Source organism: Chitinophaga eiseniae (genome assembly GCF_900167135.1).
Taxonomy (GTDB): Bacteria; Bacteroidota; Bacteroidia; order Chitinophagales; family Chitinophagaceae; genus Chitinophaga; species Chitinophaga eiseniae.
On sequence record NZ_FUWZ01000001.1, the window covers coordinates 660,967 to 685,826 of the forward strand.

A 24,860-nucleotide genomic window follows, 5' to 3' on the forward strand; every position below is an offset into this window, starting at 1 on the left:
TCTATTTTTTATTTACAAGATAAACGGTGTCTTTTTTAATGGTATATGATAAGGATTTGGCGATACAGATAATGTCCATTACTTCGGATAGGCTTTCATTTCTGAAATTGCCGGTATAATTCCATGCTGTTTTGTCGCTTTCATTGATGATGGTCACACCGTAACGGTTCTCGATGCCGGTCATGAGCTCAATATAGGGTGCGTCTTTAAATACAAGATAACCATGCTTCCAGCCGGTGATTTCTTCCGGTTTGGCGAAAGATGTTTTGACCATGCTCAGCAGCTGGCGGTCGTAGCTGATTTGTTCGCTGGGGAGCAGCACAAAAGAGCGGGCGGCCTGGCTGTTTTGCAGCGGGTCTATTTTCACCTTGCCGGTGAGCAGGGCTACCGTGACTTTATTTTCAGTACTATAGGCGCGGATGTTAAAGGTGGTGCCCAGTGCGGTGGTGGCCAGTTCGGTGGTACGGACCACGAAATGGCGGTTGGCGTCGGGCGCAGCGTTGAAAAAGGCTTCTCCCTCGTCGAGGTAAACGCTTCTTTCGGTGGCGCTGAATTTTTCCGGATAACGCAGTTTACTGTTGGCGTTCAGCGCCACGGTACTGCCGTCTTCCAGCGTAATATTTTCCTGGTGCCCTTTGAGCGTCGTAATTTCCACGAAGCCGTCTTTCACCACGCGGTTACTGCCGGTGGCCGGGTGATAGGCCAGCGGTGCGTCGGCGGGAGTGGCGGTATGTCGGTTGCTGTTAAACCAGAACAGGCCTGCCGCCACAATAATGGCAGCAGCAGCGGCGGCTGACAACAGCCAGGGCCGCAGGCGGCGCACTTTGGGCGCCGGCGTGATCTGTTCCCGGATGCGCAGTTTCACCTCTTCCAGCTCCAGATCGAGCGTCTGCTCGTCTGCAATGGTCGACTGGTGACTGTTGATCTGTTCAAACCACTGTTCTATGATTTTCGCTTCCTCCGGTGAGCAGTCCCCCTGTTGATATCGCTCCAGCAATATTTTTATCTGTTCTGTGTCCACCTGATAGCGTTTTTGGATGATAGTAAGTCGTGGTAACGTGGAATTAGTACCATGGCAATACCCGAATATTTTGCAAAAATTAACGGTTGGCAGTGAAAATAAGCGAAATAACGAGCAATATAACGTCGGTTTGCGCATAGCTGGCCCGCAGTATCTTGAGGGCTTTGGTGATCTGGTTCTTCACCGTTTGCTGGGAAAGCCCCAGGTGGTTGGAAATCTGTTCTATAGATAAGTTTTCAAACCTGCTCAGCATGAAAATTTCCTTCATTTTCTCCGGTAAATGGTTAATCGCCTCAAACAACTCCTGCGACCTGGCCTTGTAATCCACCGCGTCTTCCACAGAATGCGGCTGTGCATCAAAATGTTCTATCAGTTGCTGCAGGTACTTCCGGTAGGTGGCGTTTTTCCGGTAAATATCAATGATCTTGTGCCGGGCCGCCTGGTAGAGATAAGATTTCAGCGATTCTTTCAGTACAAGGGAATGGCGTTTCTCCCAGAGGGAAATAAACAGGTCCTGCAGTACGTCCTTACTGATCTCTCCCGCGTCCAGCTTGCTGTATATAAAGAGATACAACATTTTACTGTAGCGGTCATAGATGGCATTGAAGGCAGCACTGTCGTCGCTTTTGAGCAGCGACACTAACTGGTTATCTGAATAACTGCTGAACATTGAATTACAGTAGCAATTAGATGTTTTGGTTGAATTACTATCGTTGAAAGTAAGAAGAAATTTTGTTATTTAGCTATTTTGTTATTTTGTTATTTGTCAGATTTCGCTAACAGCAAGGATATCAAGGGAAACAGGGAGGCCGCTAAACAATTCAATAACCCAATACCTAAATAACCAAATAACCAAATAACCAAATAACCAAATAACCAAATAACCAAATAACCAAATAACCAAATAACCAAATAACCAAATGGTCAGGCTTCCTTCAGGCGCAACTCGTTCTTGTATTCTTTGGGCGTTTTTCCCACTATCTCTTTAAAAAACCGGTTAAAATTGGACAGGTTCTTGAACCCACAGGAATAAGCGATTTCTGCAATAGACCAGTCCTCTTCTGTCAAACGCTTGCAGGCATGGCCTATCCGTACCTCGTTCAGGAACTGTACAAATGACTTTTTGGTGCGGTTCTTAAAGAAGCGGCAGAAAGACTGCGGTGAGAGGTTCGTGATGCTCGCCACGTCCTGCAGGGAGATCTCCTTGGAGAAGTTGTTCATCACATATTTAAAGACCTCGTCTATTTTGTGGTTGTCCTTTACGTTGTAGGCGTGGGAATACCCAGTGCTGGCCAGATAGTAACAGTCACGCGTTTCCGACAATGTTTTCAGGATGCTGAGCAGCGAAATGATCCTGTCCAATCCCTCTTTTTTGGGAAGCGATAGTATCTCCGGCTTCAGCTTGTCATAGGTGGACCCTATAATTTTCATCCCGCGCTGCGCGCGATGAAACAGCTCGCTCAGCGCCTTGGTTTCCGGGAGGCCGTAAAATTTTTCACCAAAAATATCTTTCGGGAAATAAATCACCACAGAACGGGCTTTCAGGTTCTCGTCACCTTTATAGTATTCCTCTTCATTATACCATACGTGGGGAATGTGCGGCCCCAGAAACACCATATCGCCCTCCTCAAAGCTCTCGATGCTGTCCCCAACAATCCTCTTCCCGTGGCTCTCCGTAACAAACACCAGCTCACACTCCGGGTGGAAGTGGAAAGGCGTGTTAAAATACGGATCACATCGTTCTATGATGGTGATCTGATTATCGGCAAAAGCCCCAACTTTAATAAGAATGGGTTTCATTCAAGTATTAATTTTTAAACGAGTATTATCCTGGCAATCCCCTTGTTTAGTATTGCCATTGTCCTATGAATGTTGCCAAATTATTAAAAATTGGTTAAAAAAATATCATTATTGCGAAAATGACCCTTAAATGTCATACACCTGCCGCTTATCCCTGTTTACAAGATTTAGCAACTTTTTTGGAATAATTGGCGCAAGAATGTAAATTTCAGCTTTCATTTTGTAAATTACGCTGGGCTAAATCGATATAGCATTTGTTGTCTATGAAAGGAATCTCTATTAAAGATATCGCAAAACAGGCAGGGGTTTCTCCTACGACTGTCTCGTTTGTGCTAAACGGCAAAGCGAAAGAGAAGCGGATCAGCGAGCAGGTAAGCAAAAAAATCCAGAAAATAGCTACCCGGCTTAAGTATAAACCAAATCAGCTGGCACGCGGCCTCCGTACAGGAAAAACCAAAACCATCGGCCTCATTGTGGAAGATATTGCCAACAACTTCTTCGCCAGCCTTGCGAAAGTAATGGAAGACGAAGCAGATAAGCACGGCTATAAAGTGCTTTACGGCAGTACGGAAGACAATACCGAAAAAGCAAAAGGACTCCTGGAAGTACTCAAGTACCGCCAGGTAGACGCCTACATCGTAACACCTACCAAAAACCTGGATAAGGAAATAGAACAGCTCAAGGCCACTTCCAAACCGGTAGTGCTCATGGACCGCTATTTCCCGCATGTAAGCTCCCACTACGTGGTGGTCGACAACTACCAGGGCGCCTATAACGTCACCAGCCACCTGGCCAACCAGGGCTATAAAAAAATCGCGATCGTCACCATCACTTCCGACCAGATACAGATGAAAGACCGTCTCGATGGATTTACAGCCGCACTCAAAGACCATCATCTCCCTTATAATAAAAGCCTCGTTAAAAAAATTCCGTTTGAGCTGGAACGCGAAGCCTTCAACACGGAAATCAAAAAATTCCTCACCTCCGTCAAAGGCATCGATGCCGTATTCTTCGCTACCAACTACCTCGGCATCTATGGCATCGAAAGCATCCGCTCCCTCGGCTGGGAAATAGGACCCCAGATCGGCGTGGCCAGCTTCGACGACCACGACCTGTTCCGCCTTCACAGCCCGTCTATCACCTGCGTGGCGCAACCGATTACAGAGATTGGCAAAAACATCGTGGAAGTACTGATGCAGGAACTCAACCACCCGTCGGCTACCCCGCGCCAGATTGTGCTGGAGCCTTCCGTGATCGTCAGGGCTTCTTCCGACCCCGGAAAAAAATAACCCACCCCCTCCTTTTCCTGTCTTCCCGTTCCTGTGATACCTGCGGGAACAAAAAGCCGTGTCCTGTTGTTATCTGATACAGTTTCCGGTTTTGTGGCTGCTCACCCCCTCTGCCGGAATACTATTCAACCAAAACCATCCCCGGTTTATTTCTTCACTTTTATCGCATTAAACATGATCAGAAACGCTACTCATGTGCTGTTGTTTGTGTTATTGTTGCTGACCACTCCCGTGGTTTGGGCGCAACAGGCCATTACCGGAAAGGTAACAGACGATACCGGTCAACCGCTTTCCGGTGTGAACATCCTGGTGAAAGGCACCTCAAAAGGAACCACTACCAATGCGGAAGGAAACTTCTCCCTCTCTGTCCCCCCGGGCAGCACGCTGGTGTTCCGTTATCTCGGCTTCCTCCCCCAGGAAGTGCCCGTAGGCAACGAATCCCAGCTAACCATCACCCTCAAAACAGACGAAAAAAACCTGGGAGAAGTAGTGGTAACCGCACTCGGTATCAAGAAGGAAAAGAAAGCGCTGGGCTACTCCGTGTCTGAAGTAAAAGGAGAGGAACTCACGCAGGCACGCAGTACCAACATCGCCAATACCCTCTCCGGTAAAGTGGCCGGCCTCAATGTCACCTCCACAGCTACCGGGCCCGCAGGCTCCAGCCGTATTATCCTCCGTGGTAATACCTCCATCGATAAAAACAGGAACAACCAACCTCTTATAGTGGTAGATGGGATTCCTATCAATAATGATAACCTCGGTACCGCCGGTGAATACGGCGGTACAGACGCCGGTGACGGTATCTCCAGCATCAACCCCGACGATATCGCTACCATTTCCGTCCTTAAAGGCGGCACCGCCGCTGCATTGTATGGCTCCCGCGCTTCCAACGGGGTGATACTGATCACCACTAAAGGCGGAGCCAACCGTAAAGGCGTAGGCGTGGAATTCAGCAGCAACATCGTCATCGACAGACCCGTGGTGGAAAACCTGGACTGGCAATATGACTATGGTATGGGCCTCAACGGCCTCAAACCACAAACAGCCGCAGAAGCCCGCGCCGCAGGACTCTTCAGCTGGGGCGCCCCGCTCGACGGCGCTGCTGTGATCCAGTACGACGGCGTCAGCAGACCCTATAGTGCCGTGAAAAACAACTTCAAAAAATTCTATCGCAGCGGTTATACCTTCACCAACTCCGTTGCCGCCAGCGGTGGCAACGAAAAGGTGACCTGGCGCTTCGGAGCCACCGATATGAAAAACGAAGCCACCCTGCCCAATTCCGGTATCCGCCGTGACAACCTCTCCCTCAACGTGTCGGCATGGCTCGGAAAAAAACTGCATCTCAACGTGTACGCTAAATACATCCGCGAACGCACCACCAACAGGCCCCGCGTATCCGATTCACCCGGTAACGCCAACTTCGCGCTCTACCTGCTGCCCACCTCCCTCGCCGTACAAACACTGAGAGACAGCAAGCTGAATGCCGACGGCAACGAATTCCGGTGGAACGCCAATGAATACATCACCAACCCCTGGTTCTCTGTCTATGACTTTGAACAGGCCGATAAAAAAGATCGCTTTATCAACTCCGCGGAACTGCGCTACGATGTCCTCGACTGGCTCTATGTCAAAGGCCGCATCGGCGCAGATATGTTCTTCCGCGACAATAAGGCGGTCACCCCTAACGGTACCGCCTATATCCCCGGCGGCCAGATCAATGACCAGACACGCCAGAATTTCTACGAACTGAATGCCGACGTGATGATCGGCGTGGAAAAAGCGTTCGACGAAAAATGGCGCATCTCCGGTTTCGTTGGCGCCAACGTGATGCGGAACAAAAATGATAAACTGTACCTGACCGGCAATACCTTCAATATCCCGTATTTCTACGACCAGAGCAACCTGCAGACGAAAACCGTTACCAACGATATTTTCGAGAAGAGGATCAATTCGCTCTACGCTTCCGCTGAACTGTCTTTTAAAAGTTATCTCTATCTGACGCTCACCGGCCGCAACGACTGGTTTTCTACGCTGCCGGTCAACAGTAACAGTATCTTCTACCCGTCTGCCGGTCTTAGCTTTGTGCTCTCCGATGCAGTTACCATGCCCAAATGGATCAACTACGCCAAGCTGCGCACTTCCTGGGCGCAGGTGGGCGGCGATACAGACCCTTACCGTCTCCGGCTGTCCTACCAGGTGCAGAACCCGCTGGTATTGGGCACTACCAGCCTTCCGGTGGCAGACGTGAAAAAGGCGCAGGATGGCAGCTACGCGGTGCCTAACGCTAATCTCAAACCTTACGTCAATACCAGCTATGAAGCCGGCTTTGAAGCCCGCTTCTTCGACAACCGCCTGTCTGTCGACTTTTCCTGGTATACCCGTAAAACCAAAGACGATATCGTACAAACGACGATCTCCAATGCTTCGGGGTATAACACCGCCTTCATCAACGTCGGTAAGGTAAACAACAAAGGGGTAGAACTTATGATAACAGGAACGCCTGTACGTAGTAAGAATTTCACCTGGGACATTACCCCCAACTTCGCGTACAACAAAAGCGAAGTGGTTCAGCTCGATGGTAAACTGAATGCGCTGAAAGTATCTGACGTACGTACTTTCAACGTCACCATCCAGCAGGTGCCACACCAGCCCTTTGGCGTTATCCAGGGATATAGTTTCCAGCGCGATGATCAGGGTAACATCCTCTTTAACGCTGCCGGTAAGCCGCTGCAGGGACCGCTGACCATCTTCGGAACAGGCGTGGCGCCTTATACGCTGGGCGTCACCAACACATTTACCTATAAAGCTTTCTCGCTGGGCGTGCTGATAGATTCCCGCTGGGGCAACAAGCTGTACTCCGGTACCAACGACTACGGGTACTATTTCGGTTTACAGAAAGCTACGCTGGACGGCCGCTCCGGTGGTGTGACCATTAAAGCACAGGACCCCAACGATCCCACCAAGTATGTAGACAAAGTAGTGGATGCCCAGGATTATTACCAGAACATTGCTTTCAACATCGCGGAGCCGTTTATCTACAGCGGCGCCTTTATAAAGCTGCGCCAGGTAATACTGACCTACAGCCTGCCTTCCGGTATCCTGAACAAAACACCATTTACCGGCGCATCGCTCTCTTTTGTGGCGAGGAACCTGTGGATCATTTATAAAGACGTGCCCAATGTGGACCCCGAATCCACTTACAGCAACAGCGCGGGACAGGGTGCTGAACTGTTGGGTTATCCACAGTCCAGAAGTTTTGGTTTGAACCTGAATGTAAAATTCTAAATCGCTTTGATCATGGTTAAATCAATATATGTACACGGAACAGTAGTATTGCTGCTATGGCTGTCGCTGGTTTCCTGCACCAAAAACTTTGAGAAAATCAATACCGACCCGACGGCCGCCCCGGTGGTGGCGCCGGGCATCCTGCTCACGAGAGGGCTGCTGTATGTTTCTGGTGGCGAATTTGAAGCGTGGCGGACCAACCTTATCTACTGCGGCCCCATGGTACAGCATCTTTCCTCTACCAGTCTGACTTATGTTGGAGACAAATACCTGTATAACGATGGTTACAGCGGATCGGCGTTTAACTCGTTTTATCCTAACGGCGTAAAAATACTCACTACGCTGATAGAGCAGACGAAGACAGATCCATCGCAGGCAAATTTTACCGCGATGGCCATGATCGCCCGGGTGATGATGTTGCAGCGGCTGACGGACCTGTACGGCAATGTACCTTATGTAGCTGCCGGCAGGGGATTTATAGATCAGAACTTTACGCCGGCCTACGATGCCCAGGACGCTATCTATGCCGGCTTTGCAGCGGAACTGCAGGAGGCCGCCGGTATGCTCGATGCAGGAAAGCCTACGCCGGGCAATGCCGATATTTCCGGCTACGGTGGCGTGCCTGCCCAGTGGAAGAAGCTGGCTTATTCGCTGCTGCTGCGGGTAGGACTGCGGCTTTCCAAAAAAACGGACCCGTCGCAGGGTAGGGGCTGGGTGCAGAAAGCGCTGGCAGGCGGCGTGTTTACCGCCAACACCGATGCTTTTTACATCCAGCACGCCGCGGGTGACTATGATAATCCCAATAGTCACGTGATCGGGGTGTATCCCGGCAGCAGGGCCGAAACAGGGAAAGACAACCAGGGCATCAAGCTGTCGAAGTTTTTTGTGGACTTGTTGAAAACCAGGGCAGATCCCCGGTTGCGGATCATTTCCGAACTGCCCAAAGCCGATTCCACGCCTGGCGGTTCCAATGACCCGGCGGTGCAGAAGGGCCTGCCCAGTGGGTTTGATAATACGTCAGACCCGGTGTATGGCATCGGTTCCACCGGCGACGCCAACCTGGCGCATTATTCACAGCCGCGGCAGGTCATCGCACAGCCTAATTCGCCGAATATCTTCATCACCTATTCCGAAGTACAGCTGATGCTGGCGGAAGCTGCCGCCCGTGGCTGGATTGCCGGCGACCCTGTGGCTTATTTCACCACCGGCGTGAAGTCCGGCATCTGGCAATGGACGCTGTATTCCTCTTCCATTACGTACGACGATGCGGCGGCCACCGTTTATGCCACCGCGCAGGCGGCCCCGCTGGCGGGAACGCTGGCAGCAAAGCTGGAAGCAATTAATATCCAGTATTATATCACCACTTTCCTGAATGAATATGAGGCCTACGCCAACTGGCGCCGCAGCGGTTTCCCGGTACTGACGCCGGTAAACTATAAGAATAATGAAACCAATGGCCGCATACCGCGCAGGTTGCGTTATCCCAGGAACGATTATGATGTGAACCGCGCGAACGTAGAGGCCGCCAATGCCGCACAGGGACCGGATATTTTTATGACGCCGGTGTGGTGGGATAAGCCCTGATCGTCTATTTTAAACAGTAAAAAAAATGCCATGAAAAAACACCTCCTGTTTTCAACCATTTTTGTATTAGCCTGCCTGTCGCTCCAGGCGCAGGATTCCCTGGGGATGTCCCAGACCGTCAGTTTCCGTAATGCAGTCGACAATAATTTAGGCGTCAGGTTTGGCACTGCCCTTAGTTTTCATCCAAAGGAGAATACCGTTGGCACTCCTTATTTATATGCCGACTGGGGCCGTTTGTGGATCGATTCTATGGATAATAAGCCCGTAAGCCGTTCGGTGGTATACGACGCCAACCTGGACCTGGAAAAAAATATGCTGATCGTAAAAGGTGGCGACGGAAAGGCTTATGCACCGGAAGTGAATAACGTACAGGCCTTCCATTTCAGGAAAGGAGAGGAGCAAAACGCCTTTGTAACCCTGAAGGTAGACGGGATGCAGAAATTTGTGGAACAGCTGGCAGCAGGCAGATACAGGCTGGTGAAAGACGTTAAAGTGACATTCCACCCAGCCGACTTCGTGGACAAAGGGATGGTACAGAGCGGCAAAAACTACGATGAATACAAGAAAGCGTACACTTACTACCTGGTCAAAGATCAGGTGCCTGTGAAGGTGATGCTGCGTAAAAAACAGTTCCTGGAGGCTTTGCAAGACCCTGCAGCCCAAATGGCGGCAAAAAAATTCCTCTCTGAATATAGGGGAGCTTTCGATGAAACAGCTGCCAGGCGGACGATTGAAGCGGTGAATAAATAACCGGCAGCAACACGTTTCTTCGATTTATTAGCTGGTATTTTCTGCAGCGCCGGATGAAACGCAGCTGCATATTCTTCCAATATATTAGCCCCGGGATAAGCCCGGGGCTAATATGGATATCAAACATTTTCCACGCCCACAGAAGTTTTTCAGCCCTGCTGAACAGATGAACTGATATTATTTTCTTCCATAGCCATATTATTTTATTGGTTTTAACGACTTGTTAACCAAACATCAAAAAATTGTTAAATCTTTTTTGCACTTCTCATAATTATCCCTAAGTTTGAAACTGATATTTCTGTTGAGAAAACTTGTTGTGAAATGAAAATGAAGGATGCACGGGCGAACAGGTTTTTTTTTGAAATATATTGCTAAAACGTTTTACTACTGTAGTAATGCGGGAACAGTGAACAATGAAATAGCCAATGGAGTAAGTCCATCTTAAATGCGGAAACGGAAACTATGTTTTGCCTGCCTATTGTACTGCCTTCTGCAGTCAGTTGCTGGAAAATGGTTTACCATGCACTTATGTAATTGCCATGTGACTGATCACTTTGTTATAATTTAAACCAAAAGGAAGCTATGCGAAGATCATTTCTTCTCACCACGTTGCTTTTCTTATGCTGTTGCTTTGCTGCATGGGCGCAGGATAAAAAAGCTGTTACGGGAACCGTAAAAGATGAAAAAGGAACGCCTTTGCCGGGTGTAACGGTAAAGGAAAAAGGAACTGCCAACGGCGCCATGTCGGGTGCTGATGGTACCTTTAAAGTACAGGTGGCTTCCGACGCTACGCTGGTCCTCTCTTACATCGGTTTTATGAATCAGGAGGTGCCGGTAAACGGGCAAACCACCCTGAGCATCGTCTTGAAAGAAGACAACAAAAATCTGAACGAAGTAGTGGTTACCGCCATGGGTATGAAACGTGAACAACGTAAACTCGGCTATGCGGTAACAGAATTGAAAGGTGCGGATGTTGCCAAAACCAACTCCATCAACCCGGTATCCGCCCTGCAGGGTAAAGTTGCCGGTCTTGATATCTCCGCTGCTGCCGGCGGCCCTGCTGCAGCTCCCCGTATCGTATTGCGTGGCGCCAAATCACTGAACGGTAAAGATCAGCCGATCTTCATCGTGGATGGGGTGATCTTCGAAAACGATGAAAGCGCTGCTGACGTAAACTTCGGTAACGTACTGAAAAACCTCAACCCGGACGACTATGAGTCTGTAACCGTACTGAAAGGTGCTGCCGCTACAGCACTCTACGGCTCCCGCGCTATCAACGGCGCTATCCTCATTACCACCAAAAAAGGTAATGCAAGAAAAGGAATAGGCGTTACCGTTAGCCAGACGGCCCAGATCGAAAAAGTATACCGCGGCGCCATCGACCTGCAAAATGGTTACGGTCAGGGTATCGATGGTTCTTACGACAATACTGCCGGCGGTTACAGCTTCGGTCCTAAAATGGACGGCAGAATGGTACAGCTGCCAAACGGCACCAGCGTACCCTTTACACCTAAACCTAACAACGCTAAAGATCTTTACCAAACCGGTAAATACTTTAATACCAACGTGGCCATGGAAGGCGGTAACGACAAAGGAACTTTCCGTTTGTCTTACTCCCACCTGGACAACAACTCCGTTTCTCCGAACAACAGCTTCGGCAGAAACACTTTTGCTTTCCGTGGTTCTTCCCAGATCTCCAGAGTGCTGAGCGCAGATGCGGGCGTAACTTACGCTACCTCCAAAACACTGAACCCCGACCGTCAGGGTGGTGATTACACCAACTACAACATCGGCCGTAAATGGGTGTATGTGTTCCCGCGTAACTACGATCCTTCTATCTGGAGCAAGCCGGAAAACTACCTCGGACCCAACGGTGGCCGTGCTAACCTGAGCACCAACCCGGGCGCTGACTATTTCTATCAGCAGGCTTACAACAGCTGGACCCGTAAAGAATCGCTGATCACAGGTAATTTTGCCCTCACCGCGGTGGCCACCAACTGGCTGAAATTCATTGGTAAAGCCAACTTCAGCAGCGAACAATCTACTGATGAACGTAAAGAAGTGGGGACTTCTGATTTCTTCAAAGGTTCCGATGCTTTTTATTCCATTGCAGGGGTGAACAAATCCCAGTATACCTTCACCGGTATGGCGATCATCACGCCGAAACTCGGTAAAAAATTCGACGGTAGCCTGAACCTGGGTGGTGAAACCTGGAACAGCGGCATCGGCAGACAATACAACAATTACTCCGATGGCGGTTTGCGTATTCCGTTCTTGTACGATATCTCTAACAGTATCAACGCGCCGATCGTGAAGAATGATCCGTTGCTTCGCAAACGCATCAACTCACTGTTCTTCGCGGCCAGCCTGGCTTATAACAATGAACTGTTCCTGGATGTGACCGGCCGTAACGACTGGTCTTCTGCGCTGACTTATCCGAAAGGCAGCAACGGAAAAACCACTAACTCTTATTTCTATCCATCTGTAAGTGCTGCGTGGGAATTCACCCAGACACTGAAAGAAGAAATGCCCTCCTGGATCAGCTATGGTAAGTTGCGTGCTTCCTATGCGATGGTAGGTGGTGACCTCGATCCTTATCAAATCAATGTTGGCTATTATACCCCTAGCTTGTTCCAGGGCTCCGCTACCGGTAAAAATTTACCGCTGGTAAATATATATAATACAGACATCCTGCCGAATATGGCCCTGAAACCTTCCATCTCCAAAAGCTGGGAGCTGGGCGCCAATGTTCGCTTCTTCAACAACCGTCTGGGCTTTGACTTTGCCTGGTACCGCACCAATATCACCAACCAGATCATCAATCTGCCTACACCGATTGAATCCGGTGTTACCTCCCGTTATATCAACGCCGGTAGCATGATCAACAGAGGTATTGAATTGTCCATCAACGGTACGCCCATCCAGCATAAAAACTTCACCTGGGACGTAACCCTGAATGGTAGCCGCAACAAAAACAAAATCATCAGCCTTGCACCTGGCGTAGACCAATTGCAACTGAACGAAGACCAGGGCGTAAAAGCCATTGCTTCTGTAGGCGGTAGCTATGGCAACCTGATTACTGACTACGGCTATACCCGCGACGCTAACGGTAAACCGATCATCTCCCTTGGCGGCAGCGACTTCCCTTACAAATTTGTACGTGGTGGTGCGGTAGTGGGTAATATCATGCCCGACTTCAACCTGGGCCTGCAGAATAGCTTCACCTACAAAAACTGGAACCTCGGTGTATTGATCCAGGCCCGTATCGGTGGTGACTTCTTCTCTGCTTCCCATCAATACGGTACTGGTCGTGGTACTACTGCCAACACCATGTATGGTCGTGATTCCGAACACGGCGGTATCACCTTTACCGATGGTTCCGGTGTAACCCGCAATGACGGTATGATCCCGGACGCGGTGTTCCAGAAAGGTACTACCATCTCCAAAGACGGCCAGAATATTGCGCTGGATGGTATGACCTACCAACAGGCATATGAAAAAGGATATGTATCCCCGCTGACGCCGTTCCAGTACTATGGTATGGTGGGCGACTGGGGTATCGGTATCCGCGAAGCTTCCGTATTCGACGCTTCTTATGTAGCATTGCGTGAAGTATCTCTCGGCTACTCCCTGCCTACAGACCTGGTACAACGCTGGAGACTGAACAGCCTGCGCGTATCACTCGTGGGCCGTAACCTGGGTTACCTGTTCAACAATCTGCCTGATCACATCAACCCGGAAGCAGTACGTAACAACAAAACATCTGCTTTCTCCGAGTATGGCGCTGTACCGTTTGTCCGTAACATGGGCCTGACTGTACAGGTAGGATTCTAATAACCGTTTAACAACTGAACAACATGAAACATGTAAATAAATGGGGATTGGGCGTAGCAGTAGCTGGTATGATGCTGACCGCCTGTACCAAAAACTTTGAAGATCTCAACCAAAACCCGCAGGTAAGTGAAGACGTACCACCGGAAATGTTGATCACCCAGTCTGAAAAAGGCATTGTAGACCGCGATTTTGACTGGTTCTACGACGCTTATACCTACCAGCTGCAATGGATGCAGTTTGGTGTGGCCGCTCCGGGATCGTCTCCCACCGGCCTTTTCAGTCCGACTAACACGAACGACTTCTATAACGCTTTTTATAAAGGCATCGGCCGCAACCTCGTGGAAATGGAAGCGGTAGTGTCCAGGAAACCGGAAGCAGAACGGGCACAGTATGGCAACGTACTGGCGATTGCTAAAATCCTGAAGGTGTACAGCGCCTGGAGGGCTTCCGACGCTAATGGCAGCATGCCTTATTCCAACGCGTTCCAGGCCCGTTCCGACGCTAACTTCACACCAACTTATGATACGCAGGAAAAACTGTTCCCTATGTGGGATACGGAGCTGAAAGCCGCCATCACCACCCTGCAGAGCGGTCTCTCCGGACAGGCTTCTCCGGGTAACGCTGAGATCTTTTACTCCGGCGACATCGCCAAATGGGTAAAAGCAGCCAACGTGCTGCGTATCAAACTGGCCATGCGCCAGCTGAAAAGGACACCGGATAAGGCTACCGCTATCATTAAAGATGCAATGGCAGTTAAAGACGGTCTCTTTGTAAACAACGCCGACGAATGGAAGTTCCTGTCTGCTGATGCGAGCTTTGCCCGCGCCGGTAACTGGGCAATGGACAATAATCCGCTGTCTGCCAGCAAAAACATGCTGGACTACATGTACAATAACAACGATCCCCGTCTGGGCATCTTTTATGAGAAAAACAGCTACACCAAAGAACTGGTGGACAGCCTCATCAAAGGCGGCGCCTTCCCGGCTTCCGCCCAGTACAACGAACGCCGTTATTTCGGCCTGCCTGCCAGCCCCGACAGGAGAAGCGTAAAAGCTGACTCTGTGATCTTTAACGTAAAACGTTATAAGATGACCTTCAACGGGAAGGAAGTCACCCGCACCGTAGATACTGTGTCTGCCGTGCAACGCCGCCTGTTTGACCTGGATGCGGAAAACGGTAACAATAACGGTGCACGCTATACGCAGCCTATCCTGAGCTACGCTGAACAGTGCTTCATGCTGGCTGAACTGGCGGTAAGAGGTATCATTACCGGTACTGCGGAAACCTACTATAAAAACGGTGTGGAAGCTTCTATCAAAGCTTATGACGATATGGGCCGCGAAGCAAAGATCCGCGACTACGCGCCGCTGGATGCTGCTGCCATCGCTGCCTACCTGGATAAACCAAATGTTGCCTTTACCGGCGCTAACGATGTGCTGCTGGAAAAAATCAACATCCAGAACTTCCTGAACCTGTTCAAATCTCCCTGGGAAGCATGGGGCGCCTGGAAAAGAGCTGGTATCCCCAAAGTAGGCGGTATCCTGCCTTTTGAACCCATGCAGGTGGCTGGCCAGAATGTGGTAATCCCCCGTCGCTGGATGCTCCCGCAGCCAACCATCGCCAACCAGACCAACTGGAGAAACGCCATCACCGAAATGCAGCAAACCGGTGAATACGGCAACGCGGACAACGATTTCACCGGCCGCGTATGGTGGGATAAAAAATAGCTTGATAACAAATTCGCATTCATAGCAGCCTTTGCTGAATACATAAAAGCGGCTGTTCCCCGGGGAACAGCCGCTTTTTTTATCTCCCCCCTCAAAAAGAATTATAACCCCAACTCCAAATTGGCATTAACTTCGTATTGACCAGCCTGTCCTGCAACACATCGCTGATATACTTCTTACCCCTGAAAATTTTCTGAATGGCAGATTTAAACTCTTCCGGCGGCGCGTTTTTGGACAGGTAGCCATCCGCCCCTGCTTTCAGGTACTCCGGCGCGTGCAGGGCTTCATTGCAGCTGGAAAAGATGAGGATGGCCGTTTGAGCCTGCCGCAGCTTCACGGCCGGCACCATCAGGATGGTATCGCCCCCCCGGAATATGGATGTCCGGCAGCAGCATGTCAAGTAGCTCCTTCTCCGGTTTTTTGATGGCTTCGTCAAATGTTTCTGTTTCCGCAATGTCGGCGTGAGGGAAAAGTTCCCGGATCATCAGGATAGCGCCCATCCGGACTACGCTTGGTCTTCGGCGATAAGGAATGATGGCATGGCAAATAGGTATGGTCAGGACAAATGTGCTATTCTTTTTTGATACTGTCTGTAGTAATATTTCTACAACGGCCATATTATTATGACGGTGACTTTGAAGAACTACTACGAACGCTGTGCAGATGAAGCGGTAAATTGTCATTTGCAAAAATCACTATCCATCATACTGTTATTCAAATAAAGCATGACGGATAGTAAAGTTGCTATATGGTTACCATCCGGCGCAAGCCGTATGTGTAACGTTAACCCAAATTTGGCAAGCATAGGACCAGATATGGCAGCACCGGGGTGGTAGCCGGATGCTGCTACTATCACTTATCAGATATAAAAGCGGCTGGCTGTGTCCACAGTTCAGCATTATCTTTTAATTGATCATCTCTTTAATCTCGCTTAGTTTGAGCAAAGCTTCTACAGGAGTCAGCCTGTTGATGTCAACAGTGCCCAGTTTCTCCCGTATCTGCTGGAATGTGTCACTGTGTGCGTCAAAAATATTGAGCTGCAATTTTTGCGTGGGCGTCGTGATATTTTTGATGTTCTTCTGCAAGGGCGTATCAATATGTTTTTCTTCCAGGTTCGCCAGTACTTCATTGGCACGGTTGATCAGTTCCGGCGGCATACCGGCCATACGGGCCACATGGATACCGAAGCTGTGGCGGCTGCCACCCGGCGCCAGCTTACGCAGGAAGATGATTTTGTTGCCCGACTCCATATTGGTGATATGGAAGTTTTTCACCCGGGTATGTTTGTTCTCCAGCTCATTGAGTTCATGATAGTGCGTGGCAAACAGTGTCTTCGGGCGGTGATCGGTCATATCATGCAGGTACTCCACAATGCTCCATGCGATGGAGATGCCGTCGTAGGTACTGGTGCCACGGCCGATTTCATCCAGTATCACCAGGCTGCGTGGCGTAATGGTGTTAATAATGCTGGCGGTTTCGTTCATCTCCACCATAAAGGTAGATTCTCCACCGCTCAGGTTATCGGAGGCGCCTACACGCGTGAATATTTTGTCGGTCAGCCCGATCTCGGCGCTGGTGGCGGGTACGAAGCTGCCCATGTGCGCCATTAGGGTGATGAGTGCGGTCTGCCGGAGCAGCGCTGATTTACCGCTCATGTTGGGTCCGGTCAGGATGATGATCTGCTGATCGTCTTTATTGAGCTGGATATCGTTGGCCACGTAGGTTTCGCCGGCAGGCAGGCCCCTTTCTATCACCGGGTGACGGCCTTCGCGGATGTCGAGCTGGTAGCCATCAGTGATGACAGGCCGGCGGTATTTATATTGTAATGCATTGTTGGCGAAGCAGAGGAGGCAGTCGAGCTGCGCAAACACCTGTGCATCCTGCTGTACCGGTTCTATAAAAGGTTGCAGCGCCGCGAGCAGTTCGTCGAACAGCCGTGTTTCCAGCGTCAGTATTTTGTCTTCTGCGCCTACTATTTTTTCTTCGTACTCCTTCAGTTCCGGTGTAATATAACGTTCGGCGTTGGCCAGCGTTTGTTTACGTATCCAGGTGTCGGGCACTTTATTTTTGTGGGTGTTGGTTACCTCCAGGTAATAGCCGAAAACGTTGTTGAAGGCTATTTTCAGGGAAGGAATACCGGTGGCTTCCGACTCTTTCTGTTGTATCTGCAGGAGGTAGTCTTTGCCTTTGGTGGCGATGCCACGCAGGTCGTCCAGTTCTTTGTTGACGCCATCGCGGATAACGCCGCCCTTGTTGACCAGCACCGGTGGGTTTTCCATCACTTCGTTGAGTATCCTGGTGAGGATAGGGGCGCAAGCATCCAGTTTTTCGTTGAGTCGTAACAGGTAGTCATTGCCGCTTTGTCCCAGCAGTTCCTGTACGGCCTGTACCTGTTCGAGGGAACGGGCGAGCTGCATTACTTCACGCGGGTTGATTTTACGCAGCGGGATCTTGGATACCAGTCTTTCCAGGTCGCCGGTGAGTTTGAGATGATGCACCAGTTGCTGGGCCAGTTCGGTTTCTTTGATGAAATAGGTGAGCGTGTCCAGGCGCTGGTTGATCTGGGCGATGTCCCGCAGGGGGAATACCAGCCAGCGTTTGAGCAGGCGGCCGCCCATAGGGGTAACGGTGTTGTCCAGCACTTTAAGCAGGGTATGACCGTTTTCTACGCTGCTATGCAGCAGTTCCAGGTTACGCACGGTGAAGCGGTCCATCCAGAGGAAGTCGTCCTGGCTGATGCGCTGTATGCGGGTGATATGTTGCAGGTGCGGATGTTCGGTGTCTTTCAGGTAGTGCATGGTGGCGCCGGCCGCGATGATGGCGGCATCCATGCCTTCCACGCCAAATCCTTTGAGGGAGTGGGTCTGGAAGTGTTTCAGCAGAATGTCTTCTGCGTAACTGGTGGTAAAGATCCACTCGTCGAGGTTATAGGTATAAAAGCGGCTGCCGAAAGTGGCTTTGAAATGTTTCTGTTGCTGACGGGCAAACACCACTTCTGCCGGGCGGAAGCTCTGCAGGAGCTTGTCCACATACTCAGTGCTGCCTTCGGCGACGATGAATTCGCCGGTGGAAATATCGAGAAAAGAGACGCCTGTAATGTCTTTGCCGAAGTGAACGGCCGCCAGGAAGTTGTTGCTGGCGTTCTCCAGGAGCTTGTCATTTACGGCTACGCCGGGCGTTACCATTTCGGTCACCCCGCGTTTTACAATGCCTTTAACGGTTTTAGGGTCTTCCAGCTGATCGCAGACGGCTACACGGTGACCGGCTTTCACCAGTTTGTGCAGATAGGTGTCCAGCGAGTGGTGGGGGAAACCTGCGAGGTCAACGTAAGAAGCAGATCCATTGGCTCTTTTGGTTAACACAATGCCCAGTACCCTTGAGGCAATCACTGCGTCTTCGTTGAAGGTCTCGTAAAAGTCGCCCACGCGGAATAATAGTACTGCATCCGGGTATTTGTCTTTGATAGCCTTATGCTGTAGCATCAGTGGCGTTTCTTCTGATTTACTTTTTGCCATGGCGCAAATATATAAAACTCATCCGATCCGGTTATCTTTGCAGATCATGAGAAAGTTAAGCATGGATGAACTGGGCCGTAAAACGGTGGACGAGTTCAAGGCAGCAGATAAGACGCCCGTGGTACTGGTACTGGACAATGTACGCAGTATGCACAATGTGGGATCGGTTTTCCGAACGGCAGACGCGTTCCTGTTACAGGGCATCGTATTGTGTGGCTATACGCCGGTGCCGCCGCACCGCGATATTAACAAAACAGCCCTCGGTGCTACCGAAACGGTGGACTGGCAATACTTCCCTACTACCATGGAGGCCGTGGAGGCCCTGAAAAACGCCGGATACCGCATCATGACCATTGAACAGGCCGCCGGCAGCGTGATGCTCGACGCTTTTGTGCCTCCCGCCAGTCAGCCACTGGCACTTGTATTCGGCAACGAGGTGAGCGGCGTGGACGCCGGGGTAATGAAAATAGCTGACGGCTGTATCGAAATACCCCAGTCAGGCATGAAACACTCCCTGAATATTTCCGTTAGCACCGGTATTGTAGTTTGGGATATCTTTGTAAAACTGAAAGCCGCCGCCGGCCGCTAAGTTTATATTTAAGAGCTGTTAGCTCAACTGTTTACATATGATTACTACTATTAACAAGTATCTGTCGCTGGTAAAGTTCAGTCACACCATCTTTGCCATGCCGTTTGCATTGACCGGTTATTTTATGGCTACCACCAAAGGGGGAGGCAGTTTTAGCTGGACAACCTTCGGGCTGGTGGTGCTGTGCATGGTATTTGCCCGCAGCGCCGCCATGGCGTTCAACCGCTGGCTGGACATGGACATTGACAAACTGAACCCCAGGACGGCCAAAAGGGAGATCCCGGCAGGCATTATCTCCCCGCAGAATGCCATGTTTTTCATCCTGATCAATGTGATGTTGTTTATCCTCACCACCTGGTTCATCAACCGTGTCTGTTTTTTCCTGTCGCCCATCGCGCTGTTGGTGGTACTGGGATATAGCTATACCAAACGTTTTACGGCCCTGTGCCATATGGTGCTGGGCGTAGGGCTGTCGCTGGCGCCGATAGGGGCGTACCTGGCGGTGACAGGCGAGTTTGCCCTGCTGCCGGTGCTGGTATCTGTGCTGGTGCTGTGCTGGGTATCCGGTTTTGACATTATCTATTCGCTGCAGGACGAAGATTTCGACAAGTCCCAACGGTTGAACTCCATTCCGGCATGGCTGGGCCTCACCGGCGCGCTGCGTTTTTCCGAATTGCTGCATGTGATATCCGCGGCGCTGGTGATCACCATCGGCATATACGGACATTATCACTGGCTGTTCTGGATAGGCGCCGCTGTGTTCATCGCCATGCTCATATCCCAGCACCTGCTGGTAAAACCACATGACCTCAGCAAGGTCAATGTGATGTTTATGACTACCAATGGTATTGCCAGCGTAGTGTTTGCCGTTTTTGTGATTGCAGACATGCTGATCATTTAGCGTTTTTTTGATTTATGGATTTTTTGATTTATGGATTTTTTGATTTTTGGGGATAACCAGCGTATCCATATGTCAAAATAAATCAATCAGAAAGTCGCACTGATCAACAAATTTCACAACAACTAATTCAAATCAAAAATCCGTAAATCAAAAAATCCGTAAATCAAAAAATCCCTAAATCAAAAAATCCCTAAATGGTATGGCGCGTGTAATGGCTATCGATTATGGAAAAAAACGGACCGGACTGGCTGTGACAGATCCGCTGCAGCTGATTGCCAGCGGGCTTACTACTATCCCTACCCATGAGCTGATCCCTTATCTGAAAAAATATTTCGCCGCCGAAGAGGTAGAGGCGATTATCATCGGGGAGCCTAAAAACCTGGATGGCAACGCTACCCATGCCACGCCGCTGGTGGAAGAATGCGTCCGCATTCTCCGGAAGAACTTCCCCCAGGTGCCGGTGAAAAAGGTGGATGAGCGCTTTACCTCCAAAATAGCTTTCCAGAGTATGATAGACAGTGGCCTGAAGAAAAAGGACCGCCAGAATAAAGGCCTGGTGGATGAAATCAGCGCCACCATTATCTTACAGGAGTACCTGCAAAATAAAATTTAGCCATTTATTTATTTTTTCATTTAAATATTTTGATATTTAACTACGGATACCCATTCAAATAACTAAATATCAAAATATCAAAATCTCAAAATAACCAAATGTCGTACCTTTGCAGATCAATAAAAAACAGCACAAGATCATGATATTGCCAATTGTTGCATACGGGCACCCGGTACTGAGAAAAGTAGCAGATGACATTACGCCCGATTATCCCCAGTTGAAGGAACTTATAGCCAATATGTGGGAAACAATGTACGGCTCCAACGGAGTAGGCATTGCAGCCCCTCAGATCAACAAATCCATCCGCCTGTTCGTGGTAGACAGCAAACAGATCATCGACGGCCTGGAAGACGATGAAAAGAGCGAATATCCGGGAGACGAAGGGATCAAGGAAGTGTTTATCAACGCGCACATCGTGGAAACCGGCGGAAAGGAATGGGCTTACAACGAAGGTTGCCTGAGCATTCCGAAAGTACGGGAAGACGTATACCGCGATGAAACCGTGACCCTTTCCTATGTGAATGAGCATTTTGAACCGCAGCAGAAAACCTTTACCGGCGTGACTGCCCGCGTGATCCTGCACGAATACGACCACATCGATGGCAAACTGTTTATCGATCACCTCAAGCCGCTGAAACGCAGGATGTTGAAAAGCAAACTCGATGATATCACCAAAGGAAAGATAAGGGTGGACTACAAAATGACATTTCCTAAATAGGAAATAATTTTGTAATGTAAAGAAAACCCTTTATTTTGGTATTGTAAAGATTAACCATCCGTATCCATTTTGGGAACTACCTTATCATATACTGAAATAGAGCTCATTCAGGGACTGCAAGCCAGGGATGAAAAATTATTCAGTTACTTATATGACCATTACTCACCCGCCTTGTATGGGGTGGCGCTCAAAATAGTTACGGATGATGCTTCCGCAGGAGATGTGCTCCAGGAAGTATTTATAAAGATCTGGAAGAATATAGACCGATACGATCCCTCCAAAGGCCGCCTTTTTACCTGGATGCTCAACATTGCCAGGAATACCGCTATCGACAGCTTAAGGTCAAAAGCCCATAAACTTGATCAGAAAGTACAAGACGTAACCAGCGCCAATCTGATGTATGAGCCGCAACTGGCCGTACACCTGTCCGTAGACCATCTCGGGTTAACGAAGGTGATCGAGGGCCTCCCCAAAGATCAGCGTGTTATCATTGATCTGGCCTACTTCAAAGGTTGTACACAGGAAGAAATCGCCAAAACCCTTGATATACCTTTGGGAACAGTGAAGACCAGAATGCGCAATGCGATTATGCAGTTGAGAATCCTATTAAAACAATTATAACGCACAGTGGATGTACAACGTTACATATCATCCGGTATCCTGGAGAGTTATGTGTTTGGGCTGCTTACCGAAGCAGAACACAGCGAAGTAGAAACTATCGCGGCACAGTATCCTCAGGTAAAAGCCGCTGTCCAGGAGTTGCAGCTGGACAGGGAGCGGTTTGTACAGTTGTATGCCATGGCGCCGCCAGCCGGTATCAAAGACCGCCTGCTGGACATGATCCGGGAAGAAGAAACACCTGCCGGGAATGTGTTGCTGCCGGAAGAACTACGCGCGCCGGCCGCTGCCAGCGGTGCTCACGAAGCGCCTGTGAAACGGCTCAACGGCAATAGCCGTAAATCCGGTGCTGAAAAAGTCTGGAAATACATTGCGGCCGCTATTATCCTGTTGTTCCTCGGAAGCGTAATACTCAACTTCTTTTTCTTCAGTCGCTCTACAGACTATAAAAGCCGCTACCAGTCGCTGATAGCTGCCAAAGAAAAGCTGGACGCTGAAAAGGAAAGCCAGTCGCTCACCGCCAGCCAGGAAATACAGAAGGAGTTGGACATGCTGAAAGACCCGGCTTTTAAATGGATTAAGCTGGAAGGCTTCGGCGCCAACGCCGGACAAATCGTGACGGTTTGCTGGAACCCCGTTTCCCACGCCGTTTTTCTCATGGCACAAACTTTACCGCTGCCTCCGGCCGGTAAACAATATCAGTTATGGGCCATCCATAACAAAAAGCTGGTAGACGCCGGCGTGTTCCGTAGCGGAGCGCAGGTGACACAGAAAGTTCAGCCGATGAAGCCGGCAGAAGCGGCAGAAGGCTTTGCCATCACACTCGAGAAGGAAGGCGGCAGCACACAGCCTACTATGGACCAGTTGCAGCTGTCGGCCAAAATACAGAAATAGTAACAGGCAACTACGGGTTGTAATTGATTAATCCGTAAATTGCTCCCGATACCTCGGAAAACCATTAGTTACACGCTCGGCACAGTTTACTCAGATTAGCAAGGTAGTTTATATAGATTTTTTTCAGTTGCGGATGGCGCTACCTATGATGTCATGGAATGAATTCAACCAAATATACCGATCAACCAAACCTGGCTGCCTGTCTTGGATTATCATGTAACATACACAGAAGCAGAACTGGTACAAGGCCTTCATGCCCGCGACCAGAAAGTATTCAGTTTCCTCTATGATCACTATTCGCCGGCACTCTATGGCGTGATCGTAAAGGTACTGAACGACCATACGCAGGCTATTGACGTGCTGCAGGACGTATTCCTGAAAATATGGCGTTATGCAGACCAGTACAATGAAGACAAAGGACGCCTGTTTACCTGGATGCTGAATATCGCCCGCAATACTGCGATCGATGTGCTGCGCTCCAAAGCCTATAAACTTGAACAGAAAATCCAAAATATTACGGATGACGTACATCTAAACGGTGGCCCGTTAACCGTGTACCAATCCGTAGATTATCTCGGTTTCTCCAAAGTCCTGGACAAACTGACCAAAGAACAACGTACCCTTATCGATCTGGCTTATTACAAAGGCTGTACCCAGGAAGAAATTTCCCGGGCGCTCGATATTCCGCTGGGTACCGTGAAAACCAGACTGCGTAACGCCATCATCCAGTTAAGGAGCATTTTGAACAAATAAACCTTTTGCGTGGACGCCCGATTCATCATATCGTCCGGACTGATAGAATTGTATACTGCCGGCCTGGTCTCCGATATAGAAGGCCGGGAGCTGGAGGCTGCCATGCAACAATTTCCCGAAGTGGCCGAAGCAGTGGCCACCTGCCAGCGGAACCTGGAAGAATATGTGAAGCTTCAGTCCGTATCCCCGCCTGAAAGTATTAAAATACGCCTGCTCAACCTCATTAATACAGATCCCCTCATACAGGGTACAGCAACCACTGCTGATAACCTGCAATTCACTAAAACCTCCCCCATGGAACAAACCAACGTCCTGTCCGTTCCGGAAACCAAAGGAGTTTCCTGGAAATGGATCGCTGCTGCAGCCGCCGTACTGCTCATTGGCAGCGTCATCCTCAACTTTTTTTATTTCAACCGGTGGAAAGAATTCCGGGAGTACAAAGACAAATACCAGTCGCTACTCCTGTCTCAGAACTCCATCATCTCCAAAACCAATGAGTACAAGACCAGACTGGAACAACTCCAGGAATCCATGCAGGTCATGGAAGATCCGAAAGTCATGAAAGTGACCATGCCGGGTACTGCGTCCTTCCCGACAGCCATCGCAACGGTCTTCTGGAACCGGGACAACCAACAGGTATACCTGAAGGTCAACAACCTGCCGGAACCGGCCGCCGACAAACAATACCAGCTGTGGGCCATCGTAGACGGCAAACCGGTGGATATGGGCGTGTTCGAAATGGGCGATACAGCAAGCCTGCTGCAGAAAATGAAGATCACCGGCAAAGCACAAATGTTTGCCGTAACCCTGGAAAAGAAAGGCGGCGCCGTTTCTCCAACCATGGAGCAGATGTACGTAGCCGGCAAAATCCCGGGCTGATAATAACATCAACAGCCGGCAGCCCCCGCTGCCGGCCCGTTTACACCACTGATCCCAGCGGAGATAACAGGACCCCCGGCACCCCTGTTG

General features: G+C 49.8%; 19 protein-coding genes. 14 read left to right on the forward strand and 5 right to left on the reverse strand.

Annotation, left to right across the window (positions count from 1 at the left end; genetic code table 11):
* Nucleotide 1 precedes the first annotated feature (1 nt).
* The 3 genes from B5D63_RS02780 to B5D63_RS02790 all read right to left on the reverse strand — a co-directional run bounded on the left by B5D63_RS02780 (nucleotide 2) and on the right by B5D63_RS02790 (nucleotide 2,821).
* A complete protein-coding gene (locus tag B5D63_RS02780) occupies nucleotides 2-1,021 on the reverse strand; it encodes a FecR family protein (protein ID WP_159455871.1) in 1,020 nt (339 codons plus the stop codon).
* Nucleotides 1,022-1,100: 79 nt separating this feature from the next.
* Nucleotides 1,101-1,691: an RNA polymerase sigma factor gene (locus B5D63_RS02785; protein ID WP_078667240.1), complete on the reverse strand. Its 591-nt coding sequence runs from the start codon at nucleotides 1,689-1,691 to the stop codon at nucleotides 1,101-1,103.
* A 254-nt stretch (nucleotides 1,692-1,945) separates the two neighbouring features.
* Nucleotides 1,946-2,821 (reverse strand): AraC family transcriptional regulator, encoded by an 876-nt coding sequence (locus B5D63_RS02790; protein WP_078667241.1) that lies wholly within the window; start codon nucleotides 2,819-2,821, stop codon nucleotides 1,946-1,948.
* A gap of 263 nt (nucleotides 2,822-3,084) precedes the next feature.
* On the opposite strand from B5D63_RS02790, the gene B5D63_RS02795 reads away from it, so the two are divergent.
* The 6 genes from B5D63_RS02795 (at nucleotide 3,085) to B5D63_RS02820 (ending at nucleotide 15,290) form a co-directional block, all read left to right on the forward strand.
* Complete coding sequence (locus tag B5D63_RS02795; RefSeq protein ID WP_078667242.1) at nucleotides 3,085-4,110, forward strand: LacI family DNA-binding transcriptional regulator; 1,026 nt, start codon at nucleotides 3,085-3,087, stop codon at nucleotides 4,108-4,110.
* Between the two features lie 174 nt (nucleotides 4,111-4,284).
* Nucleotides 4,285-7,395, forward strand: a complete 3,111-nt coding sequence (locus tag B5D63_RS02800) for a SusC/RagA family TonB-linked outer membrane protein (RefSeq protein ID WP_078667243.1) — start codon at nucleotides 4,285-4,287, stop codon at nucleotides 7,393-7,395.
* A gap of 12 nt (nucleotides 7,396-7,407) precedes the next feature.
* A complete protein-coding gene (locus B5D63_RS02805) occupies nucleotides 7,408-8,979 on the forward strand; it encodes a SusD/RagB family nutrient-binding outer membrane lipoprotein (protein WP_078667244.1) in 1,572 nt (523 codons plus the stop codon).
* Between the two features lie 30 nt (nucleotides 8,980-9,009).
* On the forward strand, nucleotides 9,010-9,729 hold the full coding sequence (locus B5D63_RS02810; RefSeq protein ID WP_078667245.1) for a hypothetical protein: 720 nt from the start codon (nucleotides 9,010-9,012) through the stop codon (nucleotides 9,727-9,729).
* A 582-nt stretch (nucleotides 9,730-10,311) separates the two neighbouring features.
* On the forward strand, nucleotides 10,312-13,563 hold the full coding sequence (locus B5D63_RS02815) for a SusC/RagA family TonB-linked outer membrane protein (protein WP_078667246.1): 3,252 nt from the start codon (nucleotides 10,312-10,314) through the stop codon (nucleotides 13,561-13,563).
* 23 nt (nucleotides 13,564-13,586) lie between these two features.
* Nucleotides 13,587-15,290 carry a SusD/RagB family nutrient-binding outer membrane lipoprotein gene (locus B5D63_RS02820; protein WP_078667247.1) on the forward strand — a complete coding sequence of 568 codons (1,704 nt, stop codon included), beginning with the start codon at nucleotides 13,587-13,589 and terminating at the stop codon, nucleotides 15,288-15,290.
* 91 nt (nucleotides 15,291-15,381) lie between these two features.
* On the opposite strand, the gene B5D63_RS02825 is transcribed toward B5D63_RS02820, so the two are convergent.
* Together B5D63_RS02825 and mutS are read right to left on the reverse strand one after the other, a co-directional pair.
* Nucleotides 15,382-15,690, reverse strand: coding sequence for a response regulator (locus B5D63_RS02825; protein ID WP_078667248.1), 309 nt, complete (start codon nucleotides 15,688-15,690; stop codon nucleotides 15,382-15,384).
* Nucleotides 15,691-16,195: 505 nt separating this feature from the next.
* Complete coding sequence (gene mutS, locus B5D63_RS02830) at nucleotides 16,196-18,805, reverse strand: DNA mismatch repair protein MutS (protein WP_078667249.1); 2,610 nt, start codon at nucleotides 18,803-18,805, stop codon at nucleotides 16,196-16,198.
* Nucleotides 18,806-18,851: 46 nt separating this feature from the next.
* On the opposite strand from mutS, the gene B5D63_RS02835 reads away from it, so the two are divergent.
* The 8 genes from B5D63_RS02835 (at nucleotide 18,852) to B5D63_RS02870 (ending at nucleotide 24,770) form a co-directional block, all read left to right on the forward strand.
* Nucleotides 18,852-19,394: an RNA methyltransferase gene (locus B5D63_RS02835; protein WP_078668512.1), complete on the forward strand. Its 543-nt coding sequence runs from the start codon at nucleotides 18,852-18,854 to the stop codon at nucleotides 19,392-19,394.
* A gap of 37 nt (nucleotides 19,395-19,431) precedes the next feature.
* Complete coding sequence (locus B5D63_RS02840) at nucleotides 19,432-20,295, forward strand: UbiA-like polyprenyltransferase (protein WP_078667250.1); 864 nt, start codon at nucleotides 19,432-19,434, stop codon at nucleotides 20,293-20,295.
* 199 nt (nucleotides 20,296-20,494) lie between these two features.
* A complete protein-coding gene (ruvX, locus tag B5D63_RS02845) occupies nucleotides 20,495-20,908 on the forward strand; it encodes a Holliday junction resolvase RuvX (RefSeq protein WP_078667251.1) in 414 nt (137 codons plus the stop codon).
* A gap of 139 nt (nucleotides 20,909-21,047) precedes the next feature.
* Nucleotides 21,048-21,626 carry a peptide deformylase gene (gene def, locus B5D63_RS02850; RefSeq protein ID WP_078668513.1) on the forward strand — a complete coding sequence of 193 codons (579 nt, stop codon included), beginning with the start codon at nucleotides 21,048-21,050 and terminating at the stop codon, nucleotides 21,624-21,626.
* Between the two features lie 69 nt (nucleotides 21,627-21,695).
* A complete protein-coding gene (locus B5D63_RS02855) occupies nucleotides 21,696-22,247 on the forward strand; it encodes an RNA polymerase sigma factor (protein WP_078667252.1) in 552 nt (183 codons plus the stop codon).
* 6 nt (nucleotides 22,248-22,253) lie between these two features.
* Nucleotides 22,254-23,138 (forward strand): anti-sigma factor, encoded by an 885-nt coding sequence (locus tag B5D63_RS02860; protein WP_078667253.1) that lies wholly within the window; start codon nucleotides 22,254-22,256, stop codon nucleotides 23,136-23,138.
* Between the two features lie 204 nt (nucleotides 23,139-23,342).
* On the forward strand, nucleotides 23,343-23,891 hold the full coding sequence (locus B5D63_RS02865) for an RNA polymerase sigma factor (protein ID WP_078667254.1): 549 nt from the start codon (nucleotides 23,343-23,345) through the stop codon (nucleotides 23,889-23,891).
* A gap of 9 nt (nucleotides 23,892-23,900) precedes the next feature.
* Entirely contained in the window at nucleotides 23,901-24,770 is an 870-nt protein-coding gene (locus B5D63_RS02870) for an anti-sigma factor (protein WP_078667255.1), read from the forward strand.
* Nucleotides 24,771-24,860 lie beyond the last annotated feature (90 nt).

Bases quoted from the DNA above. Each gene is read 5' to 3' on its own strand.
- def (WP_078668513.1), top strand. From the start codon at position 21,048: ATGATATTGCCAATTGTTGCATACGGGCACCCGGTACTGAGAAAAGTA.
- B5D63_RS02820 (WP_078667247.1), top strand. From the start codon at position 13,587: ATGAAACATGTAAATAAATGGGGATTGGGCGTAGCAGTAGCTGGTATG.
- B5D63_RS02800 (WP_078667243.1), top strand. From the start codon at position 4,285: ATGATCAGAAACGCTACTCATGTGCTGTTGTTTGTGTTATTGTTGCTG.
- mutS (WP_078667249.1), bottom strand. From the start codon at position 18,805: ATGGCAAAAAGTAAATCAGAAGAAACGCCACTGATGCTACAGCATAAG.
- B5D63_RS02795 (WP_078667242.1), top strand. From the start codon at position 3,085: ATGAAAGGAATCTCTATTAAAGATATCGCAAAACAGGCAGGGGTTTCT.
- B5D63_RS02790 (WP_078667241.1), bottom strand. From the start codon at position 2,821: ATGAAACCCATTCTTATTAAAGTTGGGGCTTTTGCCGATAATCAGATC.
- B5D63_RS02805 (WP_078667244.1), top strand. From the start codon at position 7,408: ATGGTTAAATCAATATATGTACACGGAACAGTAGTATTGCTGCTATGG.
- ruvX (WP_078667251.1), top strand. From the start codon at position 20,495: ATGGCGCGTGTAATGGCTATCGATTATGGAAAAAAACGGACCGGACTG.
- B5D63_RS02815 (WP_078667246.1), top strand. From the start codon at position 10,312: ATGCGAAGATCATTTCTTCTCACCACGTTGCTTTTCTTATGCTGTTGC.
- B5D63_RS02785 (WP_078667240.1), bottom strand. From the start codon at position 1,691: ATGTTCAGCAGTTATTCAGATAACCAGTTAGTGTCGCTGCTCAAAAGC.
- B5D63_RS02810 (WP_078667245.1), top strand. From the start codon at position 9,010: ATGAAAAAACACCTCCTGTTTTCAACCATTTTTGTATTAGCCTGCCTG.
- B5D63_RS02840 (WP_078667250.1), top strand. From the start codon at position 19,432: ATGATTACTACTATTAACAAGTATCTGTCGCTGGTAAAGTTCAGTCAC.
- B5D63_RS02835 (WP_078668512.1), top strand. From the start codon at position 18,852: ATGAGAAAGTTAAGCATGGATGAACTGGGCCGTAAAACGGTGGACGAG.